The 19,810-nt window shown below is 66.4% G+C and carries 24 protein-coding genes; 9 read left to right on the top strand and 15 right to left on the bottom strand.

Annotated elements, in window-relative coordinates; translation table 11 throughout:
* Positions 1 to 12 precede the first annotated feature (12 nt).
* From HNO51_RS09100 to HNO51_RS09055, 10 genes are all read right to left on the bottom strand, one after another.
* The gene (locus tag HNO51_RS09100; RefSeq protein ID WP_197450683.1) at positions 13 to 1,125 is read right to left on the bottom strand and encodes a class II histone deacetylase; all 1,113 of its coding nucleotides are present in this window, start codon (positions 1,123 to 1,125) and stop codon (positions 13 to 15) included.
* Entirely contained in the window at positions 1,122 to 2,063 is a 942-nt protein-coding gene (lhpI, locus tag HNO51_RS09095) for a bifunctional Delta(1)-pyrroline-2-carboxylate/Delta(1)-piperideine-2-carboxylate reductase (RefSeq protein WP_197450682.1), read from the bottom strand. The genes HNO51_RS09100 and lhpI overlap by 4 nt, the downstream gene beginning before the upstream one ends.
* Before the next feature lies 1 nt (position 2,064).
* On the bottom strand, positions 2,065 to 2,421 hold the full coding sequence (locus HNO51_RS09090) for a RidA family protein (RefSeq protein ID WP_197450681.1): 357 nt from the start codon (positions 2,419 to 2,421) through the stop codon (positions 2,065 to 2,067).
* A gap of 65 nt (positions 2,422 to 2,486) precedes the next feature.
* Positions 2,487 to 3,521, bottom strand: a complete 1,035-nt coding sequence (locus HNO51_RS09085) for a histone deacetylase family protein (RefSeq protein WP_197450680.1) — start codon at positions 3,519 to 3,521, stop codon at positions 2,487 to 2,489.
* Between the two features lie 26 nt (positions 3,522 to 3,547).
* Positions 3,548 to 4,825 carry a TRAP transporter large permease gene (locus HNO51_RS09080; protein WP_197450679.1) on the bottom strand — a complete coding sequence of 426 codons (1,278 nt, stop codon included), beginning with the start codon at positions 4,823 to 4,825 and terminating at the stop codon, positions 3,548 to 3,550.
* A complete protein-coding gene (locus HNO51_RS09075) occupies positions 4,822 to 5,382 on the bottom strand; it encodes a TRAP transporter small permease (protein WP_209539029.1) in 561 nt (186 codons plus the stop codon). The genes HNO51_RS09080 and HNO51_RS09075 overlap by 4 nt, the downstream gene beginning before the upstream one ends.
* 72 nt (positions 5,383 to 5,454) lie before the next feature.
* Entirely contained in the window at positions 5,455 to 6,528 is a 1,074-nt protein-coding gene (dctP, locus tag HNO51_RS09070) for a TRAP transporter substrate-binding protein DctP (RefSeq protein ID WP_197450677.1), read from the bottom strand.
* 99 nt (positions 6,529 to 6,627) lie between these two features.
* Positions 6,628 to 7,407, bottom strand: a complete 780-nt coding sequence (locus HNO51_RS09065) for an AraC family transcriptional regulator (protein WP_197450676.1) — start codon at positions 7,405 to 7,407, stop codon at positions 6,628 to 6,630.
* 95 nt (positions 7,408 to 7,502) lie between these two features.
* Entirely contained in the window at positions 7,503 to 7,793 is a 291-nt protein-coding gene (locus HNO51_RS09060; RefSeq protein WP_197450675.1) for a hypothetical protein, read from the bottom strand.
* Between the two features lie 98 nt (positions 7,794 to 7,891).
* Positions 7,892 to 8,071, bottom strand: a complete 180-nt coding sequence (locus HNO51_RS09055; protein WP_197450674.1) for a hypothetical protein — start codon at positions 8,069 to 8,071, stop codon at positions 7,892 to 7,894.
* 161 nt (positions 8,072 to 8,232) lie between these two features.
* Here HNO51_RS09055 and HNO51_RS09050 point away from each other — a divergent pair, with 161 nt between their 5' ends.
* Both HNO51_RS09050 and HNO51_RS21145 read left to right on the top strand, forming a co-directional pair.
* A complete protein-coding gene (locus tag HNO51_RS09050) occupies positions 8,233 to 9,441 on the top strand; it encodes an MFS transporter (RefSeq protein WP_209539028.1) in 1,209 nt (402 codons plus the stop codon).
* The gene (locus tag HNO51_RS21145) at positions 9,438 to 9,563 is read left to right on the top strand and encodes a hypothetical protein (RefSeq protein WP_276571225.1); all 126 of its coding nucleotides are present in this window, start codon (positions 9,438 to 9,440) and stop codon (positions 9,561 to 9,563) included. The genes HNO51_RS09050 and HNO51_RS21145 overlap by 4 nt, the downstream gene beginning before the upstream one ends.
* A gap of 11 nt (positions 9,564 to 9,574) precedes the next feature.
* Here HNO51_RS21145 and HNO51_RS09045 read toward each other — a convergent pair whose 3' ends face one another.
* Positions 9,575 to 10,522: a LysR substrate-binding domain-containing protein gene (locus tag HNO51_RS09045; protein ID WP_209539027.1), complete on the bottom strand. Its 948-nt coding sequence runs from the start codon at positions 10,520 to 10,522 to the stop codon at positions 9,575 to 9,577.
* A gap of 126 nt (positions 10,523 to 10,648) precedes the next feature.
* Between HNO51_RS09045 and HNO51_RS09040 the strand changes: the two genes are divergently transcribed.
* The 5 genes from HNO51_RS09040 (at position 10,649) to HNO51_RS09020 (ending at position 14,562) form a co-directional block, all read left to right on the top strand.
* On the top strand, positions 10,649 to 11,518 hold the full coding sequence (locus HNO51_RS09040; protein WP_197450671.1) for a pirin family protein: 870 nt from the start codon (positions 10,649 to 10,651) through the stop codon (positions 11,516 to 11,518).
* 74 nt (positions 11,519 to 11,592) lie between these two features.
* Positions 11,593 to 12,225, top strand: a complete 633-nt coding sequence (gene ycaC / locus HNO51_RS09035; RefSeq protein WP_197450670.1) for an isochorismate family cysteine hydrolase YcaC — start codon at positions 11,593 to 11,595, stop codon at positions 12,223 to 12,225.
* 65 nt (positions 12,226 to 12,290) lie between these two features.
* A complete protein-coding gene (locus HNO51_RS09030) occupies positions 12,291 to 12,866 on the top strand; it encodes an antibiotic biosynthesis monooxygenase (protein WP_209539026.1) in 576 nt (191 codons plus the stop codon).
* Positions 12,867 to 12,962: 96 nt separating this feature from the next.
* Positions 12,963 to 13,904, top strand: coding sequence for a pirin family protein (locus tag HNO51_RS09025; RefSeq protein ID WP_209539025.1), 942 nt, complete (start codon positions 12,963 to 12,965; stop codon positions 13,902 to 13,904).
* A 49-nt stretch (positions 13,905 to 13,953) separates the two neighbouring features.
* A complete protein-coding gene (locus tag HNO51_RS09020; protein ID WP_209539024.1) occupies positions 13,954 to 14,562 on the top strand; it encodes an NADPH-dependent FMN reductase in 609 nt (202 codons plus the stop codon).
* Between the two features lie 104 nt (positions 14,563 to 14,666).
* Here HNO51_RS09020 and HNO51_RS09015 read toward each other — a convergent pair whose 3' ends face one another.
* Positions 14,667 to 14,846, bottom strand: a complete 180-nt coding sequence (locus HNO51_RS09015) for a hypothetical protein (RefSeq protein ID WP_209539023.1) — start codon at positions 14,844 to 14,846, stop codon at positions 14,667 to 14,669.
* 194 nt (positions 14,847 to 15,040) lie between these two features.
* On the opposite strand from HNO51_RS09015, the gene HNO51_RS09010 reads away from it, so the two are divergent.
* Positions 15,041 to 16,132 carry a patatin-like phospholipase family protein gene (locus HNO51_RS09010; RefSeq protein WP_209539022.1) on the top strand — a complete coding sequence of 364 codons (1,092 nt, stop codon included), beginning with the start codon at positions 15,041 to 15,043 and terminating at the stop codon, positions 16,130 to 16,132.
* A gap of 3 nt (positions 16,133 to 16,135) precedes the next feature.
* Here the strand turns inward: HNO51_RS09010 and yddG are convergent, their stop codons facing one another.
* The 3 genes from yddG to corA are packed head-to-tail and all read right to left on the bottom strand — an operon-like array spanning position 16,136 to position 18,922.
* A complete protein-coding gene (yddG, locus tag HNO51_RS09005) occupies positions 16,136 to 17,017 on the bottom strand; it encodes an aromatic amino acid exporter YddG (RefSeq protein ID WP_209539021.1) in 882 nt (293 codons plus the stop codon).
* 41 nt (positions 17,018 to 17,058) lie between these two features.
* A complete protein-coding gene (locus HNO51_RS09000; RefSeq protein ID WP_209539020.1) occupies positions 17,059 to 17,814 on the bottom strand; it encodes an AraC family transcriptional regulator in 756 nt (251 codons plus the stop codon).
* A gap of 22 nt (positions 17,815 to 17,836) precedes the next feature.
* Positions 17,837 to 18,922, bottom strand: coding sequence for a magnesium/cobalt transporter CorA (corA, locus tag HNO51_RS08995; protein WP_209539019.1), 1,086 nt, complete (start codon positions 18,920 to 18,922; stop codon positions 17,837 to 17,839).
* A 298-nt stretch (positions 18,923 to 19,220) separates the two neighbouring features.
* On the opposite strand from corA, the gene HNO51_RS08990 reads away from it, so the two are divergent.
* On the top strand, positions 19,221 to 19,805 hold the full coding sequence (locus HNO51_RS08990; RefSeq protein WP_209539018.1) for a VOC family protein: 585 nt from the start codon (positions 19,221 to 19,223) through the stop codon (positions 19,803 to 19,805).
* Positions 19,806 to 19,810 lie beyond the last annotated feature (5 nt).

The following is a 19,810-nucleotide window of genomic DNA, read 5'->3' as shown; positions in this document are numbered from 1 at the left end:
TGATAGGTTGTTTCAGAGCGGAGCGGCACGCCGCCAGCCCTCGCACCAGCCGTCGATCAGGGCACGCTGATGCGGCTGCAGCGACTGGTAGGCCCAGGCGGCGATCTCGTCGTTCTGCGGGTCCGGCACCTCGATGCGACTACCCGACAGGGTCTGGATCACCGCGTGCCCGCACAGCGGCACGTAGCCTTCGGAGTAGCCGCCCTCGTGGATCATCACCAGCTTGCCGTCGCTGATGCGCGCCGCCAAGGCCTTGAGCTGCTGGGTCATGGCGGCGAAGGCCGAACTGTTGAGCATCATCTTGCCCAGCGGATCCTTGCCGCAGGCGTCATAGCCGCAGGCCACCACGATCAGGTCGGGGGCAAAGCCGCCGATGGCGGGCAGCACCAGCTCCTGCATGGCGTAGCGGTAGGCGTCGATGCCGCTGCCGGGCGGCATCGGCAGGTTGAGATTGGCGCCATACCCCGCGCCTTCGCCCAATTCCTCGAAGTCACCGCTGTCCAGCGGATAATTGCCGGCCTGGTGAATCGACACGGTGAGGACATCGGGGTCGTCGTAGAAGGCCTCCTGCTGGCCGTTGCCGTGGTGCACGTCCCAGTCGAGGATCGCCACGCGCCTGACCTGCCCCAGCGCCCGGGCCCGCATCACCGCGACCGGAATGTTGCCGAGCAGGCAGAAACCACGCCCGCGATCGGCTTCGGCATGGTGCCCCGGCGGCCGACACAGGGCATAGGCGTTGGCCAGCTCGCCGGTGGCCACCGCCTCCACCGCGGCGATTGCCAGGCCCGCCGACTGTTTCGCCGCCGCCAGGCTGCCCGGCGTGAAGGGCGCGCATTCGCCGGCGTCGCCGCCCCGGGTCAGCTCGCCCTCCTCGAGTTCGTCCAGGTAGCGCCCGGTATGGAAGCGCGCCAGGTCCTCGCGGCTCGCCGGCGACGCCTTGCGCACGTCGAGCTCGTCGATCAGCCCCGACACCTCGAGCAGGTTCTTCAGCCGGCGCTTGCTCTCGGGGCTCTCCGAGGCAGGCTGGGGCTGCAGGAACTCGCCGGGCGCCGAGAACACGCCGATGGCGCCCGGGTCGTGCCAGAAGCAGCGCTCATGCCAGTAAAAGCCTGTTCGACGCTTCATGCACGCTTCTCCAACTGCTCCCAGACCTCGATGGCCGCCGCCAGATCTTCCAGCGAAGCGCCGACCGACTTGAACACGGTAATCGCCTCGGCCGAGCGGCGCCCGGCCTTCTCGCCACGCAGCAGCTCCGCCAGCTCGGCGGCAATGTCGTCGAAAGCGAACGCCCCCTCGTCGATCGCCTGGAGAATGTCGCCCGCCTCGCCCCGGGCGCCGGCATAGGTATCGACGTACACCTCGCCACGCCGCAGGCACTCGGCGTCGGTTTCGCGCATGCTGGGGCGGAACGCGCCGATCAGGTCGAGATGGGTGCCGGGCGCGAGCCACTCGCCGCGTATCAGCGGTTCGCTGGAGAGCGTCACGCAGCTGATCAGGTCGGCGTCACGGGCGGCCGCCTCGAGATTCTCGACCGCCGCACAATCGAACCTGTCGGCGTACTCGGCAGCCAACCGTCGTGCCTTCTCCGGGTTGCGGCCCCAGACTCGCACGCGCTTGATCGGGCGCACCGCGGCATGGGCTTCGATCACCATGGGCGCCAGCTTGCCGGTGCCCACCACCAGCAGCGTCTCGACATCCTCCCGAGCCAGCTCGCGAGCGGCCAGGGCCGAGGCCGCCGCGGTGCGCCGCCGGGTCAACTCGCTGCCGTCGAGGCAGGCAAGCGGGCGCCCATGGGCGCCCTCGCTGAGCAGGTAGACGCCGGCAATGGCCGGCAGGCCATGGTCGGCATTCTGCGGAAAGACATTGACCATCTTCACGCCGATATAGCCGGCCCGCTCCCAGGCCGGCATCAGCAGCATGGTGGCCTCGCCGTCGGGCCGCTGCATGGCATGGTGATGGCGCGGCGGTGACTCCACGCCCTCCCGGAACGTCAATGCCAGGCGCTCGACCAGCGCCGGCCAGGGCAGCGCGCCAGCGACTTCCTCGGCGGTGACGATACGCATCTCAAGCCTCCGGCAGCGCCGCGACCACCATGATCTCGACCTTCCATTCAGGCTTGGCCAGCTTGGCCTCGAGGGCGGCGCGCACCGGCGGGCGGCCCGGCACCACCCAGGCTTCCCAGGCCGCGTTCATCTGATCGAACTCCGCCATGTCGGTGACCCACACCTGGGCCGAGATCAGGTGCTCCTTGGCGCTGCCGGCCTCGGCCAGCAGCTCGTCGATGCGCGCCAGCACCTGCTCGGTCTGGCCACGCATGTCGGCCGTGGCGTCGCTCGGTACCTGGCCGGCCAGGTAGACGGTTCCGTTGTGCACGGCGATCTGGCTCATGCGGGCATTGCTGTGATGGTACTGAATGGTCATGTCGTCTCTCTCGATGGAAGTGAATTGGGTCGAACAGCGAATACTTGCACGTCCGCGGCCTGACGTCAGCCGCTGCTGAAGCCATTCATGAAGGCGGCCAGGTTGTCGCCCAAGTGCTCAGTGGGATAGCCGCCCTCCTGTACCAGCACGACGGGCCGGGCCAACTGAGCCAAGCGTCGGCCGACCGCTTCGAAATCCGCGGTCTCGAGCGTCATGCCGGCCAGCGGGTCGTCACGATGGGCGTCCAGTCCCAGCGCGATCACCACCGCCTCGGGACGAAACGCTTCCAGGCGCGCGATCAATACCTCCAGCGCCTCGAGGAAGGCGGCGCCATCGCTGCCCAGTGGCAGCGGCAGGTTGACGTTGGCACCCAGCCCCTCGCCCATGCCCTCCTCATTGGCCCCGCCCCAGAAGAAGGGGTAGAAATCGGCGGGATCGACATGCAGCGAGCCGGTCCAGACGTCGTTCCGATAATAGAAGATGTCCTGGGTGCCATTACCGTGGTGCAGGTCGACATCGAGAATGGCGACCCGCGAGAAGTGCTCGCGCAGCACGATGGCCGCCAGCGCCGAGTTGTTGAGGAAGCAGAAGCCACCCGCCCGGTCCGGCCCGGCGTGGTGCCCCGGGGGGCGACACAGTGCGTAGGTGGTGCCGTGGCCACCGATCAGCGCCTCGGCCGCCGCCTGGGCCGTGGCCGCGCTGGCCAGGATGCCGCGGAAGCTGTCGGCACCGATGGGACACGCCATGTCGTGGAGATGCCAGCCCGCCTGCCCTACCGGATGACGCGGGTAGTGATGGCCGCCGCCGCATGGGTGGATATTGGGCATCACCAGTTCGGAGGCCCCCGGCAGCTCGCGCCAGCGGGCATGAATGGTCTCGAGGAAACTCAGGTAGCGCGGCGTGTGAATGCTTGCCAGGCGGCTGCGCAGCCGCGGGCTGTCGATATCCTCGGGCTCGTGCAGCACGAGGCCCATTGTCTCCAGGCCCTTGGCCAACAGCTCGGCTCGCACCGGTCCCTCGGGGGAAGCGGTGAGCTGGCCACGCACCAGGAAGGCGCCGGGCGCGTGGGATGCCTGGTCGGGATGGTAGAAAAGCTTCATCGTGTCGGTCCTTGCATTCGCATTCCTCAGTCAAGCAGCGAGGGAATCCAGGTAGAGAGTGCCGGAAAGGCCGCCAGCAGCAAGATCACCGCCAGGAACGCCACGTAGAACGGCAGAGACGCGAGGATCGCCCGCTCGTAGGGCACGTTGGCGATGCGTGCCGCCGTCATCAGGGTCATCCCCACCGGCGGCGTCACGTTGGAGATATTGAGCACCACGATCATCAGGATGGCAAAGTGTAGCGGATCGAAGCCAAGCTGGATCATCGCCGGCACCAGCACCGGCGCCACCACGACCAGCGCCGGCAGCACGTCCATCACGGTACCGATCAGGATCAGCAGCACACACACCAGCATCAGTTGGAGGAACGCCGAGTCGCTGAAGGTGGTGATCAGCCCTGCCGCATCGCGGGCGATCCCCGAGCGCGTCACGAACCAGCCGAGCACCGCCGAAGTGGCGAGCAGAAAGAACACCACGCCGGAGAAGCGTACCGTCACCACCAGCGCGTGCCAGATCTTCCTCCAGTCGAGGTTGCGGTAGAGCAGCACGCCGATCGCAATGGCATAGACCGCAGCAAACCCGGACGCCTCGGTGATGGTGGTCAGGCCCGAGAGTATGCCGCCCAGGATGATCAGCGGCACGATCATCGCCGGCAGCGCCGCCAGGAACGACAGCATCGCCACCTTGATGGGCGTCGGCGTCTGCTTGGGATAGCCGCGCTTCCAGGCCAGGTAGAAGCTGACCCCGAGCAGTGCCAGCGCCATCAGCAGACCCGGGACGATACCGCCGGCGAACAGGTCGATCACCGAGATGTCGCGCAGCAGCGTGGCGTAGACCACCATCACCACGCTGGGCGGGATGATGGGCCCGATGATCGACGAGCAGGCGGTGATCGCTGCCGCATACTCGGCGTCGTAGCCCTGGCGCTTCATCTCGGGGATCATGATCTTGCCGATCGCCACGGTATCGGTGATCGCCGCCCCGGTAAGGCCGGCGAAGAATACCGAGACCGAGACATTGACGTGGGAGAGCGCCCCACGCACGCGCCCGAACAGGGCATTGTTGAAGGCGATCAGCTTGTGGGTCAGCCCGCCCTGGTTCATCAGCTCGGCGGTGAAGATGAAATAAGGCACGGCAATCAGCAGGAAGCCGGACACACCGGAGAACATGCGGTCGGCGATGATCCCGAGCATGCGCTCGCCGCCCATGGCATAACCGCCGGCCAGGCCGGAGAGCGCCATTACCACCGCGACGGGCGCGCCGATCAGGAGCAGGATGGCGAAGGTCAGGATCGCAGGCGTCATGCGTGCTCCTCCGTTTCGGTGGTCTCGGTGTCAACGGTCTCGATCAGCTCCTTGATGGCCGTCTCGTCGTCGATGAAATGCTCGAGCAGCGCGAAACCCTGAACCAGGTGGAGCAGAATGATGGCACCGCTGACGGGCATCACGACGGCAGTGAACTTGCCGGGGATCTGGATGCGATCCGAGACCATGTAGACCTGGGAGGCACCGAGGAAATAGTCCCAGCCGTACCACAGCAGCAGCAGACCGAACACGCCGATCACCGCCAGGCATAGACCGGCCGCGAGCTTGAGCAGTACCCGCGGCAGGCTGCGCACCAGCAGCGTCATCGCCACATGTTCACCGTAGCGCAGCGAGATGGTCATCGAGAGAAAGCCGATCCAGGGCAGGAACAGACGCGCCAGCGAATAGGTCCAGCTGAGCGAGCTGCCCGTGGCCAGCTTGTAGAGAAACGCCGTGAACGAGATGCCCAGCATGATCAGCACGCAGGCCACGCAGATCACGATTGCCGCCTGGTTGACCGTGTCGCTCAGGCGACGCAGGGGTTGGAGGAATGGCATCGGAAAGCCTCGAAGGGCCCCATGACCGGGCTTGCTGGCCATGGGGCGACGTTGAGCAGGCAGAGCGGTGGGTTACTGGCCGTAGACCGACACGTCCGTCCGTGACACCTCCTCCCCCACCCGAGCTACCTCGTCGAGGAAGGCATCCACCCGCTCGGCCTCGATGCCGAAGTCATCCACGATCCACGCCTTCCAGGCCGGCCGGGCGACGTCGGCCATTCGCTCGCGCTGCTCGGGCGGCATGATGTAACACGCCTCGAAGCGCTCGCAGGACTCTTCCCAGCTGGCGGTGGCCAGCGCCCCCGACATGCCGTGGGAGAGCTCGATGGCCTCGCGCGCCGAAGTGACGATGGCGGCCTGCTGCTCCTCGCTCAGCCCCTGGAACCACTCCTCGCTGACAAGCCAGGCGGCGCTGTTGTAGACGTGGCCGGTAAGCGTGGTGTAGTCGGTCACCTCGTCGAAGTTGAAGGTGGTATTGAGCACCGGCGCATTGAACTGACCGTCGGCCAGGCCGGTCTCCAGCGCGGTGATCAGCTCGCCCCACGGCAGCGGCGTGGCCGAAGCGCCCAGCGCCTTCATGATGGCGACGTGCCCCGGGTTCTCCTCGGTACGGATGTTGAGCCCTTCCAGGTCCTCGACCGTCTCGATCAGCCGCTCATTGTTGGTGAACGCCACGAAGCCGCCGCCGTCGTCGAAGGTGCCCAGGTAGCGCATGTCGGCTTCCTCGATGGTGCCGGACATGAAGTCGGCAAACCACTCGCTGTCGAAGAAGGCCCAGGCCTGGCGCCAGTTGTCGAACAGGAAGGGGGCGGTCATCAACTGGTAGTCGTCATAGAAGGAGGACATCGCCCCCGTAGTGATGATCGTCGACTGCAGGGTGCGCCCGCCCTGCACTTCCGAGGCGGTCTCCACCTCGGAGCCGAGCTGTCCGCCGCCGAAGATCACCACCTCCACGTCACCGTCGGTACGGGTCTCGACCAGGTTCTTGAAGTGCACCAGCGCGGGATAGACCTCATTGTTGCCCATGTCCTCGGGCAACAGCGTGGCAATGGCCATTTCATGGGACTGCGCCTGGGCATCGGCGCCGGCGACGGCCAACGGCAGCACGGCGAGCGCGGCCAGGCGGGGCAGCGACTTCGGGGACATGATCCACCTCGTTGTGATTGTGCTTTGGGGTCTCCCTTCCAGCCTAGGGGGAGACCTGCCCCCGCATTTGCCCGCGGCTCCTCTCTTCTTGCCCCAGGCTCAGCGATCGCGACGCTCGGTGGAGGGAGACAGTTGGAAATGGCGCCGGTAGGCGCGGCTGAAGCTGCCCTGGTCGCGAAAGCCGACCAGCGACGCCACATGCCCCAGGCTCAGGCCGCTGTGTCGGACCAGGGCCCGGGCGTGATCCAGCCGGCGCTGCTGGACATACGCCACCGGCGTGACGCCGGTCAAGTCGCGAAACAGAGCATGGAAATGACCCGGACTGAGCGCGCACAGCGCCGCCAGCTGGTCGACGCGGATTTCGTCGGCCAGGTGCCGATCGATCCAGGCGTTGAGGCGCTGAAGATCGATCCGCTCGCCGGAGCGACAGCCGGCCAGGGACGCGGTCGTGCCGGTGGGTAGCTCGTCCTCGAGCTGAAGATAGAGCGCGCGCAGCAGCAAGGCGGCGATCTCGCTATGCAGCGCCGGGAACTGCTCGAGCTGTGCCATCAGCGTGACAGCAAGATGATTGAGGCGGGGCGACACGGGAAAGAAGCGCGGGCGCTCGAACAAGCGCTGCAAGCTGTCGCCGTCGCGCCGGTCGCCCAGGGCGGCAAGCGACACGTCGAGCACCAGCGTTCGGTTACGCCCGTCGCCCTGGTATTCATGATGGTGGGCGCAGGGAATCAGGCAGCCGCGGCCGCCGGTGACGCGATCGCCGACGCCCTCGATCGCGAGTTCGGTGGTGCCGCAGGTCGCCAGGATCAGTTGGTGATGCGAATGGGCATGCGCGACATGCTCGTGCCCCAGATTGGAGGTGCGCAGGTCGAGAAGAGCCATGACGGTTTCTTGGGGTCCGTTCAGTCAGGGGTAACAACTACCCTACTCCGACATGAAGCGGGACGAAACCGTTGGCACCGCTCGCGGACAAGCGGTCAGCAGTTTCCCTTCATGGCATGCCCCGGCGGACAGAAGCCTCCACGGTGACGATAACGATCGCGATAGCGGCGGCCGTCGCGATAACGCCTATCATCGTGGTAGTAATGGCGCTCCACGTAGCGATCGTGGTGCCGGTGACGGTGCCCGTCCCCGTGATAGTGGCGATGGGAGCCGTCCACCACCACGAGAGGTTCGGGCGTGATGCGTGCCGGCGAGTAACTGCAGCCGGCCAGGGCCAGCATGAGAGGCACGCAGGCCAGGGTAAGCAAGCGCAGGGACGTTTTCATGCCAATTCACCTCATGGGGTCAAGAGCCTGGGACGCCCCTCGGTTCCGTGCGAAGTCGTTGTTACTGATCAGTCTAGCCCGCCTTGGGAGGCGTTGGCTCAACAGCGGCCCTTCTTGGCCTGCCCCGGCGGACAGAAGCCGCCTCCGTGATGCCCGCCATGGCCATCGTCGATGATGACCAGCGGCTCGGATTTGATACGTGCCGGCTGGTAGCTGCAGCCCGCCACCAGCAGGGCAGCCAGGATCAGAAGGAAAGGAAACAACAGGCGCCGTGACATGACGTATCTCCAGGTTGACGAACACTGTTCATGATAGCGAATCACGCAGCATTTACACATGTGGCACGGCGGCTACAAACCTGTCGCCGTTCGACGACATTGCCAGCCTGTCGCGAAAGCGCGATAGTGCCGTATTCATTAGTCTGCAAACAGGACGAGTCATGGACGCCCTTCGCCGCCACTCGCTGCTGCTGATCCTGCTCGGCAGCCTGGTCATTTCGCTGGCCATGGGGCTGCGCCATGGCTTTGGCCTGTTTCTCGAGCCGATGAGCAGTGAGTTGGGCTGGGGGCGCGAAGTGTTCGCCTTTGCCCTGGCGCTGCAGAACCTCATCTGGGGCTTCGCCCAGCCCTTCACCGGCGCGCTGGCCGACCGCTTCGGTGCGGCCCGGGTGGTCGCCGTCGGCGGCATGCTCTATGCCCTCGGCCTGCTGTTCATGGGGCTTTCCGAGTCGGCGCTGGGCATGTCGTTCTCTGCCGGGTTGCTGATCGGCCTGGGGCTCTCGGGCACGACTTTCTCGGTGATCCTCGGCGCCGTCGGCCGCGCCGTGGCACCGGAAAAGCGCAGCATGGCCATGGGGATCGTCAGCGCGGCGGGCTCGTTCGGCCAGTTCGCCATGCTGCCGGGCACCCTGGGCCTGCTCGGCTGGCTCGGCTGGTCGGCCGCGCTGCTGGCGATGGGCGCCCTGGCCGCCATGATGGTGCCGCTCGGCGCCATGCTGAAGGACCGTCCCTCCGCTCGTCAGGCGACGGATCTCTCGCTGCGCGCTGCGCTGGACGAGGCCGCCGGACACCGCGGCTTCTGGCTGCTGTGCCTGGGCTTCTTCGTATGCGGCTTCCAGGTGGTGTTCATTGGCGTGCACCTGCCCGGCTACCTGTTCGACAACGGTCTGGCCGTACAGGTGGGCAGTACCACCCTGGCGCTGGTCGGGCTGTTCAACATCTTCGGCACCTACACTGCCGGCTGGCTGGGGGGCATCTTTTCCAAGCCCCGCCTGCTCAGCTGGCTCTACTTGACCCGCGGCGCGGTGATCGCTGCCTTCGTGTTCCTGCCGCTGAGCCCGGCCAGCGCCTATCTATTCGGCATCGCCATCGGCCTGCTGTGGCTCTCCACGGTGCCGCTGACGAATGGCATCGTGGCCTCGGTGTTCGGCGTGCGCCACCTCTCCATGCTCGGTGGCATCGTCTTCCTGTTTCACCAGGTCGGTTCGTTCACCGGCGTATGGCTCGGCGGCATGCTCTACGACCAGCATGGCGACTACGACGTGGTCTGGAAGCTCGCCATCCTGCTCTCCGTGGCAGCCGCCCTGCTGCACTGGTTCATCAGCGAGGCCCCCATCAAGCGCCCCGTGCCGCGAGAAGTCCAGGCATGAGCCGGGTTCAACTGGTGAGGCTTGTCGCCCTGCTGGCTCTCGGTGTCGCCCTGGCCCTGGTGTGGCGGGGCTGGCAGAACGCCGATGCGTCGCTGCTGCTGTTCGGCACACGGCTGTGCTGAGCTAGCGGGCATCACGCCCCCTCTTCATTCATCGCCACGGCCAGGGCGGTCTGGCTGGTAAAGTCGATCTCGTCGATGTTCTCGGCCAGGAAGTCGAGCAATGCCCGCACCGCGGGAAGGACGCCGCGCCGCGACGGAAAGACGGCGTGCAGGATCCCTCCCCGCGGTTCCCAGCCGGGTAGCACATCGACGAGACGCCCCGCCTGCAGGTCCTGCCCTGCCACCAGAAGCGCCAGCTTGACCACACCCAGACCCGCCAGCGCGGCCTGGTGCAGCGTCTCGGCATTGTCGGTCACCAGACGGGGGTGGTGACGAATCTCAGCCGTCGCGCCCTCGGGGCCGTCGAGCGCCCAGTCGTGGTGCCTGCCCACCTGATCGAAGTCGAGGCTCGGCAAGCCGGCCAAGTCACCCGGCGCACGCGGCATCGGCCACGCCTCGAAAAACGCGGGAGCGGCCACCAGGCGCTGGGGGCTGCGCGACAGCACCTTCATCGAGAGATCGCTGTCCTCGAGCGGCGGAAAGCGCACGCGGATGGCCATGTCGAAGCCTTCCCTGATCACGTCGACCCGGCGGCTGGTGGCCTCCACCTGTACCTCCACGTCGGGACACTGGGCCATGAAGCGGACCAGCAGCGGAGTGATCAGGTAGTGCAGCAGGCTCGGCGGACAGCTCAGCCGCACCGTGCCACGCGGTAGCGCCAGATTGCGCTGGATCAACTCCTCGGCGGCCTCCGCCTCCACCAGCATCGCCGCGCAGTGGCGGTAGTAGGCCTGGCCCAGCTCGGTGACCGACAGATGGCGCGTCGAACGATGAATCAGCCGGGCACCGAGCCGCTCCTCCAGCTGGGCGATACGCCGGCTCAGCTTCGACTTGGGGATGCCGAGGGCGCGTCCGGCCGGGGCGAAACCGCCATGATCCACCACCTGCACGAAGTAGTAGAGGTCGTTGAGATCCTGCATATCATCTCGTTCTCATTGTCCTGTTTATAGAACGCAGCGTGTAAATTATACCCTCTACTGCCGCCTTCGTTCTCCTCATAAGCTTCCTGTATCGGGTCAACGCCCAATCCATGCAGGAGCCCAACCATGAAGAAGATCCACGGTATCTATGGCGCCCCACGCGGCCACTGGGTCGGCGACGGCTTCCCCGTGCGCTCGCTGTTCGCCTATGACCGCCTCGGCGCCGACCACCTGAGCCCCTTTCTACTGCTCGACCATGCCGGCCCGCACGACTTCGCCCCGGCAAGCCGGCCGCGGGGCGTCGGCGCTCACCCACACCGCGGCTTCGAGACCGTGACCCTGGTCTACCAGGGTGAACTGGAGCATCGCGACTCCACCGGCAGCGGCGGACGTATCGGCGAGGGTGACGTGCAATGGATGACCGCCGGGGCCGGCATCGTCCACGAGGAGTTCCACTCCAGCGACTTCACGCAGCAAGGCGGCACCCTGGAAATGGTGCAGCTGTGGGTCAACCTGCCGGCCGAGCACAAGTCGGCACCGGCGGCCTACCAGACGCTGCTCGACGCCGACATTCCCCGCGTGGCACTGCCCGGCCGCGCCGGCGAACTGCGGGTGATCGCCGGCAGGTACGGCGGCCAGGAAGGACCGGCCCACACCTTCACCCCGATCGAGGTGTGGGACCTGCGCCTCGCGCCGGGCGGCGAGACGACCCTGAGAGTTCCCGAGGGACACACCACGCTGCTGGTAGTGCTCGAGGGAACGGTACAAGTCAACGGCGATGCCTTGGTACGTGACGCCGGCCTGGTGTGCTTCGAGCGCCGGGGCGACGAGATACGCCTGGAGGCCAACAACGACGCCAAGCTGCTGCTGCTCGCCGGGGTGCCCCTGGACGAACCGGTGGTGGGCTACGGCCCCTTCGTGATGAACAGCGAGGCCGAGATTCACCAGGCCTTTGCCGATTTCCAGGCCGGCAAGTTCGGACGCCTGGAGGGTTAGCGGCCTGCCGCGCCCAACCGCGCCCGGCTCCCCCTGACCGGGCGCTTCACTCGAGAAAGCCAAGGAGAAACGAGATGTCCTTTACCTACAACCGCCTGAACAAGGACGATGTCGCCCTGCTGATGGTCGACCACCAGTCCGGCCTGCTCTCGCTGGTGCGCGACTTCAGCCCCGACGACTTCAAGAACAACGTGCTGGCCCTGGCCGACATCGCCAAGTTCTTCGAGATCCCCACCATCCTCACCACCAGCTTCGAGGACGGCCCCAACGGCCCGATGGTGCCCGAGCTCAAGGCAGCCTTCCCCGATGCGCCCTACTTCGCGCGCCCCGGTCAGATCAACGCCTGGGACAACGAGGAGTTCGTCGCAGCGGTCAAGGCCACCGGCAAGAAGCAGCTGCTGATCGCCGGCGTGGTGACCGAGGTGTGCGTCGCCTTCCCGGTGCTCTCGGCGCTGGAGGAAGGTTTCGAGGTGTTCGTGGTCACCGACGCCTCAGGCACCTTCAACCAAACCACCCGTGAGGCGGCCTGGGATCGCATGTCGCAGGCCGGTGCCCAGCTGATGACCTGGTTCGGCGTCGGCTGCGAGCTGCACCGCGACTGGCGCAACGACATCGAGGGCTTCGGCGGCCTGCTGGCCGGCCACCTGCCCGCCTACGCCAACCTGATCCAGAGCTACGAGCAGCAGAGCCTGGCGCACAAGCGTTGAGGTAACAGGGCCCGGCTTCTGCCGGGCTCTACTCAACTGACTACCCACCGCCATGGAGGCTCCCCATGTCCGTTTCCGAACCCGCCCCTTCGGCTCACTGCGAGGGGGCAACGATCCAGATCCACCACCGGGTCAGGCCCGAGGCCAGGGATCGCTACGAAACCTGGCTGCGCCAGATCATCGAGGCGGCCGGCCGCTTTCCCGGCCATCAGGGAGTGCACATCCTGCGTCCTCCCAAAGGTCATCATGACTACGAGATCGCCGTGCGCTTCGCCAGCGACGCCGACGCCCGACGCTGGCGGGAGTCGCCCGAGCGCCGCGAGCTGATGGGGACCATCCAGCCCGACCTGCAACAGGCCGAGCGGGTGGAGATCGTCAGCGGCATCGACTACTGGTTCACCCCGCCCACGCCCGCCGGCAAGCAGCCGACGCGCTGGAAACAGTGGCTGGTGACCACGGCGGTGATCTGGCCCCTGACCATGATCGTGCCGCTGCTGTGGCTGCCGCTCTTCGGCCTGCTACCGGCGCTGGACACCTGGGGCATCCGTCACGGCCTGGTGGCCGCCACCATCGTGGGCCTGGTGGTCTACACCATCATGCCGCGGGTGGTGAAACTGGTGGCGCCCTGGCTGTTTCGTTAGCCATGGCCAACCCCGACGGGCAGTGCCGCAAGCGAGAACCTATGCTGAAACCAGCCTGACTGCCCCTCCCACTGCGTTCTTCCTGGAAAAACGACAATGAGCAACCTCGTCAACGACGCCGATCTCTCCTCCTCCTTGGACTGCCCCATCGTCGACGGCAAGCGTCAGGTGCAGCACGTCGCGCCGCGCACGGCCGACGTCGGCGGCATCCCCGTCAACCGTGTGCTGCCCTCTCGCCATCGACGCCTGATCGGTGCCTGGTGCTTCCTCGATCATGCCGGCCCGGCGGTATTCAAGGGCGACGCACGCGGCCTGCGCGTCGGTCCCCACCCGCACATCGGCCTGCAGACCTTCACCTGGATGATCGAGGGGGAAGTGCTGCACCGCGACAGCCTGGGCAACGAGCAGGTGATCCGCCCCGGCCAGGTCAACCTGATGACGGCCGGCCGCGGGATCAGCCACACCGAGGAGTCGGTACCCGGCGAGTCGCACCTGCATGCCGCCCAGCTCTGGATCGCCCTGCCCGAAGCCAACCGCCGCACCGAGCCGCGCTTCGACCACTATCCGCAGTTACCCCGCTGGCACGAGGGAGACGTCGAGCTGACCCTGCTCACCGGCGAGTTCGCCGGCCAGCGGGCACCGACGCTGGCTTTCTCGCCGCTGGTGGGCCTGGACCTGGCGGCAGCCTCCGGCGGCTCGCTGGCACTGCCGCTGCGCGAGGACTTCGAATACGGCCTGCTGCCGCTGGAAGGCGAGCTCGGCATCGAAGGCGAACACTTCGCCACCAACGAGCTGGCCTATCTGGGTCGTGGGCGCCGCCAGCTCGCTCTCGAGCTGCCCGCAGGCGGACGCGCGATCCTGGTCGGCGGCGAACCGCTGGGCGAGGAGATCCTGATCTGGTGGAACTTCGTCGGCCACAGCAAGGCCGAGATCATCGAGGCCCAGCGCGACTGGGAAGCCGGCAGTGAACGCTTCGGCAGCATCCCCCAGTTCGACGGCAAGCGCCTGGAGCCACCGCCCTTGCCCTGGCGGGAATGACACCCCGAGAGCCACTGACCGACCACCTACAAAAAGGAATGCTTCGCCCATGACGACCTCCACCCCACCGCGCATCCTGGTCTTCGCCGGCAGTGCCAGAGAGAACTCCTTCAACAAGCGCCTGGCCCGCCTGGCCGCCGAACGGGTCGAGCATGCCGGCGGCCAGGCGACCTTCATCGACCTGCGCGACTACCCGCTGCCCCTCTACGACGGCGATCTGGAAAACCGCGAGGGCCTGCCGGCCAGTGCTAGAAGTCTGCAGGGCTTGCTTGCCGAGCATCAGGGCCTGCTGCTGGCCTCGCCGGAGTACAACGGCTTCATCACGCCGCTGATGAAGAACACGCTGGACTGGATGTCGCGCTCGGACGGTGAGTGCAGCGGCCTAGCCCTGTTCACCGACCAGGTGGCGGCAGTGGTCTCCGCCTCACCGGGCGCGCTGGGCGGCATGCGCAGCCTGGCGCTGATCCGCCAACTGCTCAGTAACCTCGGCGTGACCGTGCTCCCCAGCCCGCTGGCCGTACCGCGCGCTGCCCAGGCCTTCGGCGAGGATGGCCAGCTGGCGGACGAAAGCCAGCGCGAACGCCTGGACGCTCTTTGTCAGCGGCTGGTCACGACACTGGCCAAGCTACACGCTGCCGATAGCACAAGCGACTCATGAACGCTGCCGCGCCGACCACCACGGCGCAAGCCAAGGCGCCCATGCCGCACGGGATGGGCGCTGTCGATGGTTGCCATTGCCGCTTGCGGCGTGGCTTCGGGGCGTCAGAGGTAGAACTTGGAAAGCTTGCGCGGGGAGCGCTTGCCCTTGGTCGACGTGGTGAGACGCGGGCTGTCCCAGATGGTCAGGAAACGCTCGGTAGCCGGCGCGGCCGGGGTTTCGTCGGCCTCGCGACGGGTAGCCAGTGGAAGATCCCAGATGGTGGAGAAACGCAGTGTGGTCATGGCTCGTTACGGCTCCTGAGGAACCGCTCCTGATGTGTTTGTGGAAACATTTTTCACATTATCAACTTACTTAGACTTTAGTGCAAGCTTGCTCTGTTCTCTCGCGACGGAGTTCCCGCCCGATCATCTCAAGCAGGCGAGGCTCGCATGAGCCTCCTACACTGCAACGCAACATCAACGACACAGGAGATGGCATGCCCAGGGAAGAACGCAAGCACATCGACCTCGCACTACAGGGCGGAGGCTCCCACGGCGCCTTGACCTGGGGCGTACTCGACCGGCTGCTGGAAGAGGAACGGCTGGAGATCGATGGCATCAGCGGCACCAGCGCGGGGGCGATGAACGCCGTGGTGCTGGCCGATGGCCTGCACCGCGGCGGCCGCCAGGGCGCACGCGAGGCGCTTGGCCGCTTCTGGCGTGGGGTCAGCGATGCCGCACAACTCTCACCCATTCAGCCGGCGCCATGGGACTGGCTGACGGGCACCGGCAGCCTCGATCATTCGCCGGGCTATCTGATGTTCGAGAGCCTGACCCAGCTCATCGCCCCGGCCAAGCTCAACCCACTGAAGATCAATCCGCTACGGGATCTGGTGTGCAAGCTGGTGGATTTCGAGCGTGTCAACGCCTGCCGCCGGGCCAAGATATACGTCACCGCCACCAATGTCCGGACCGGCCGGGCCAAGGTGTTTCGTCAACCGGAAATTTCAGTGGATACGGTGATGGCCTCGGCCTGCCTGCCGTTCATGTTTCCCGCGGTGGAAATCGACGGCGAGGCCTACTGGGACGGCGGCTACAGCGGTAACCCGGCGCTTTTCCCGCTGGTGGACGATATGGATTGCCAGGACCTGGTGGTGGTGCAGGTCAACCCGCTGGTACGCCAGAAACTGCCCGACAGCGCCCGGGACATCATCAACCGCATCAACGAGATCACCTTCAACACCAGCCTGATCAAGGAGCTGCGCAGCATCCAGCTGCTGCAACAGTTGATCGATGCCGAAGGCCTGGAGGTGGAGCGCTACCGCTCCATGCGCCTGCACCTGATCCACGCCGAACAGGAGGTGGAACAGCTCTCCGCCTCCAGCAAGTTCAACGCCCAGTGGGATTTCGTCTCGCGGCTGTATCGCCAGGGCCGCGGCTGGGCCGAGCTGTGGCTCGAACAACACTTCGATGCCATCGGCCAGCACTCCACCTTCGATCTCGATGCCGTGTTCGGCGACGGCTTCCGCCCGGTCGCGACCAAGGATCGCCGCCCCCACCGAGCGAAGCGCGATGAGGACGAGGCATGAGGGTCAGGCGGGGACAGGCGTGCGTCGGGAAAGCGCACCGCTGCCGATCAGCATGCCCAGGGTGATCACGCCTGCCGCCAGCGCCAGCAGGGGGGTGGCCTGCGCATAGCCGGCCATGATCAGCGCCAGCGTCGAGAGCAACGGCGTGGCGTAGGCCAGCAGCCCCAGCAAGTGCAGGTCGCCGTGCTTGACGCCGATGTCCCAGGTGAAGAAGGCACTGCCCACCGGCCCCAGGCCCAGGCCGAGGACGCCCAACCACTCGTTGCCCTGGGGCCAGCGGGTCGCCTCGAAGAGCCCGTGGCAGGCGAAGGCCAGCAGCGCCGTGACCAGGCAGAAGCCGCCCACGGCGCTGGTCGGCACCGCCTTCTTGGCCCGCGACAGCACCGAGTAGCCACTCCACACCAGGGCACAGGCGAAGGCGGCGCCATAGCCCAGCGCACTGCCCCCGGCGCCCAGGTCGCCGCCGATCAGCAGCGCCGCCCCGACGAAGCCCAGCAGCCCGCCCACCACGTGCCGTGCCAACAACCGCTCGCCCGGCAGCAGGCCGACGAACAGCACAATCAGCAGCGGCCAGAGATAGCTGATCAGCCCCGCGTTGGCCGGCGGTGCGTTCTGCTGGGCGACGAAATAGAGTGCGTGATAGCCGAACAACCCGCCGACACCCAGCGCCCACACCGAAGGGGCCTGGCGCAGCGGCGCGACGAACGACTCGTGCCGCGCGAGGCTCCAAGCCAGAAAGCACAGGAAGGCAATACCGAACGCCAGCCCGGTGAGCAGGAACGGCGGCACCGGCCCGGAGAGCTGGGTCAGGGTGGCGAGCAGCGCCCAGTTGAGAATGGTGGTGGCCCCGATGGCCGTGGCCTGACGGTGGGAGAACGCGAACATGCGATGACCTCGTCAACAACATCGAGGCCTGAGCATGCCCTTCAGGTGACGCGGTCGCTTGTCGAATCCTGACCTCTGGACGCAGCGCCCCTCACCCTCGCCAGCCGGCGCCACTCGCTGGGCGATGCCTCATGATGCCGGCGGAAGGTCTTCGAAAAGTGGGCGCTGTCGGCGAAGCCGCAGGCCTGGGCCACTTCGGTGAGCGACGCATCGTCGACTCGCAGCAGCTCGCGAGCCAGCGCCAGCCGCTCGTGCACCAGCCACTCGTGGGGCGATTGCCCGGTCAACGCGCGAAACTGGCGGGCGAAGACGGCCTCGGCCAGATGACAACGCCGGGCCATCTCGCCTACGCGCCACGGATGCGCCAGGTCGCCGCGCATGGCGGGCAGCAGCTCGAGCAGCTTCAGCCGCGGTGGCGCCAAACGCCGGCCACCGGCGGCAAGCACTTGCTGCAGCCAGCCGGCCAGTGCCTGGCCCGAGCCGCCAAGCCCCTTCCCTTGCGCCACCAGCCGCTCCGGCAAACGCCGCGCCTGCCCCCGCATCAGCCCTTCGAATGCCAACGCCTCGCACCACGCCTCGGGCAGGTCGAGCACCAGCACGCGGTTGGCTCCCGGTGCCAGGTAGTGATGCACCTCGCCGCTGGCCACCGGAGCCAGCACGCCGCGCGTCACGTGCACGAGCCGCCCGGCCGACTCGAGTTCCAGCGCTCCGTCGAGTCCCAGCAGCAGCTGGTGAAACCCGTGGCGGTCGGTCAGCACGCGGTCGGGGTAATGACGTGTCTCGGCGAGAAGTTCCATGCAGGCCCTTTCCTTGCAGCGCCTAGAACCAGCGCTTGCGCTTGAACCACATCACCATGCCGACGGCGACGGCGATCATGACCCCCCATACGACAGGATAGCCCCAGTACCAGCCGAGCTCTGGCATGGCGAAGGGACTGGTGGGATGCGCGAAGTTCATGCCGTAGACGCCGGCAATGAAGGTCAGCGGCATGAACACGGTGGCAACGATGGTGAGCTTGCGCATGCTCTCGTTGAGCCGGTGACTCATGCTGGAGAGATAGACGTCGAGCAGGCTCGCCGTCATGTCGCGGTAGCTCTCCACCAGGTCGATCACTTGCACCGTATGGTCGTAGACGTCGCGCATCCACAGCCGCGTATCGGGCGTAAACAGGTCGTTATGATCGCGCAACAGCTGGTTGATGACCTCACGGGTGGGCCAGAGGTAACGCCGCAGCATGATCAGTTCGCGCTTCAAGCCATGCAGGCGCTCCAGCGTCGAGCTGTCCGGCTGGTTGAGAATCTCGAGTTCCAGTTCCTCGATTCGCTCACCCACGCTGTCGAGCACCGGGAAGGCATGATCGACGGCGGCATCGAGCATGCCGTAGAGCAGGTCGTCCGGCTCGCCCAGGGCGCGCCCGCCGCTCTCCTTGAGGCGTCGCCGGAATACCACGAAAGGATCCAGCGTTTCGCCCATTACGCTGACGACGATGTTGGCCCCCATGAACAGCGACAGCTGGTACAGATGCAGGTCACCCTCTTCGTCGAGTTCGGGAATGCCCAGAATGACCACCAGCCCATCGTCGAAGCGCTCGACCTTGGGCCGCTGTCCACCATTGAGGATGTCCTCCTGGGCCAACGGATGCAGGCCCACCCGCTCGCCGAGCAGCTCCAGCTCCTCGGCCACGGGCAGCCCCTGCACGTGAAGCCAGCACAGCGGCCCCTCCGCGGCGGCCTCGGGAATCTCCGCGACCTCGATCTCCTGCATCGCGCCCCAGCGCCCCGCTTCGCGACGAGCCAGGTGGAACGTGGCAGGGCCGAGCAGGCCAGCCTGTTCCAGCGACAGTTCACGCAGGGTGCCCGGCGCCGTACCGGCCGGATGGTAGTGCTTCCTGAACAAACGGGTCATGAAGAGCGTCCTGGCAGTGCGACCCGTCCATACTGGCACGCTCCGGCCGCTCTTCGCACCCGCCTCATGCCCACACCTCGGCAAGGTTGCCGGGTACATGGCACGCCGGTGGCATATGCGTAACGTGACAGCTGTCACGGCACTGTATCGTCATGGTCACCCTTGCCCTCCCACTTTTGTCATCCCGGGTATGGAAAACAGTAGCTTACCTCGTGGATTCCGCTTTGGCATGCTCCTTGCCGTCTTCACCCTGGTGGCAACGCCACCATTAACAACGGCAATAACAAGGAGACATGCCATGAACAAGACACAATGGGTAGGGGCCGCCCTGGCAGCGCTACTGACGAGTCATACCGTCCAAGCCGAACTCCCGGGAATGCGCGGCACCCAGCACTTCGGCTTCACCGTGCCTGACCGGCAGGCGGCGGTGGATTTCTTCGTCGAGGTCATGGGTTGTGAAGCCTTCTTCACCATCGGCCCCTTCGGCCCCTTCGACGACGACTGGATGACCCAGAACCTCGACGTGCATGCCGAAGCCACCATCCCCGCCGCCCACCTCGTTCGCTGCGGCAACGGCACCAATCTGGAGATCTTCGAGTACACCGCCCCGGACCAGCGCACCGAGCAGCCGCGCAACAGCGACATCGGCGGACATCATATCGCCTTCTACGTCGATGACATGGATACGGCCGTGACCTATCTCCAGGCGCAAGGACTGGAGGTGTTGGGCGAACCCAAGACCTTTACCGAAGGCCCCATGAAGGGGCTGACCTGGGTTTACTTCATGGCGCCCTGGGGCATGCAACTGGAGCTGGTGAGTTCGCCCCACGGCATGGGCTACGAAGCCGACACCGGCAGCCGGCTGTGGGATCCACGCCACTGAGGGCA

It is taken from the genome of Billgrantia sulfidoxydans (genome assembly GCF_017868775.1).
Classification (GTDB): domain Bacteria; phylum Pseudomonadota; class Gammaproteobacteria; order Pseudomonadales; family Halomonadaceae; genus Halomonas; species Halomonas sulfidoxydans.
The sequence above is the reverse complement of the archived record's forward strand: the minus strand, read 5'-3'. Positions and strand labels throughout refer to the sequence as shown.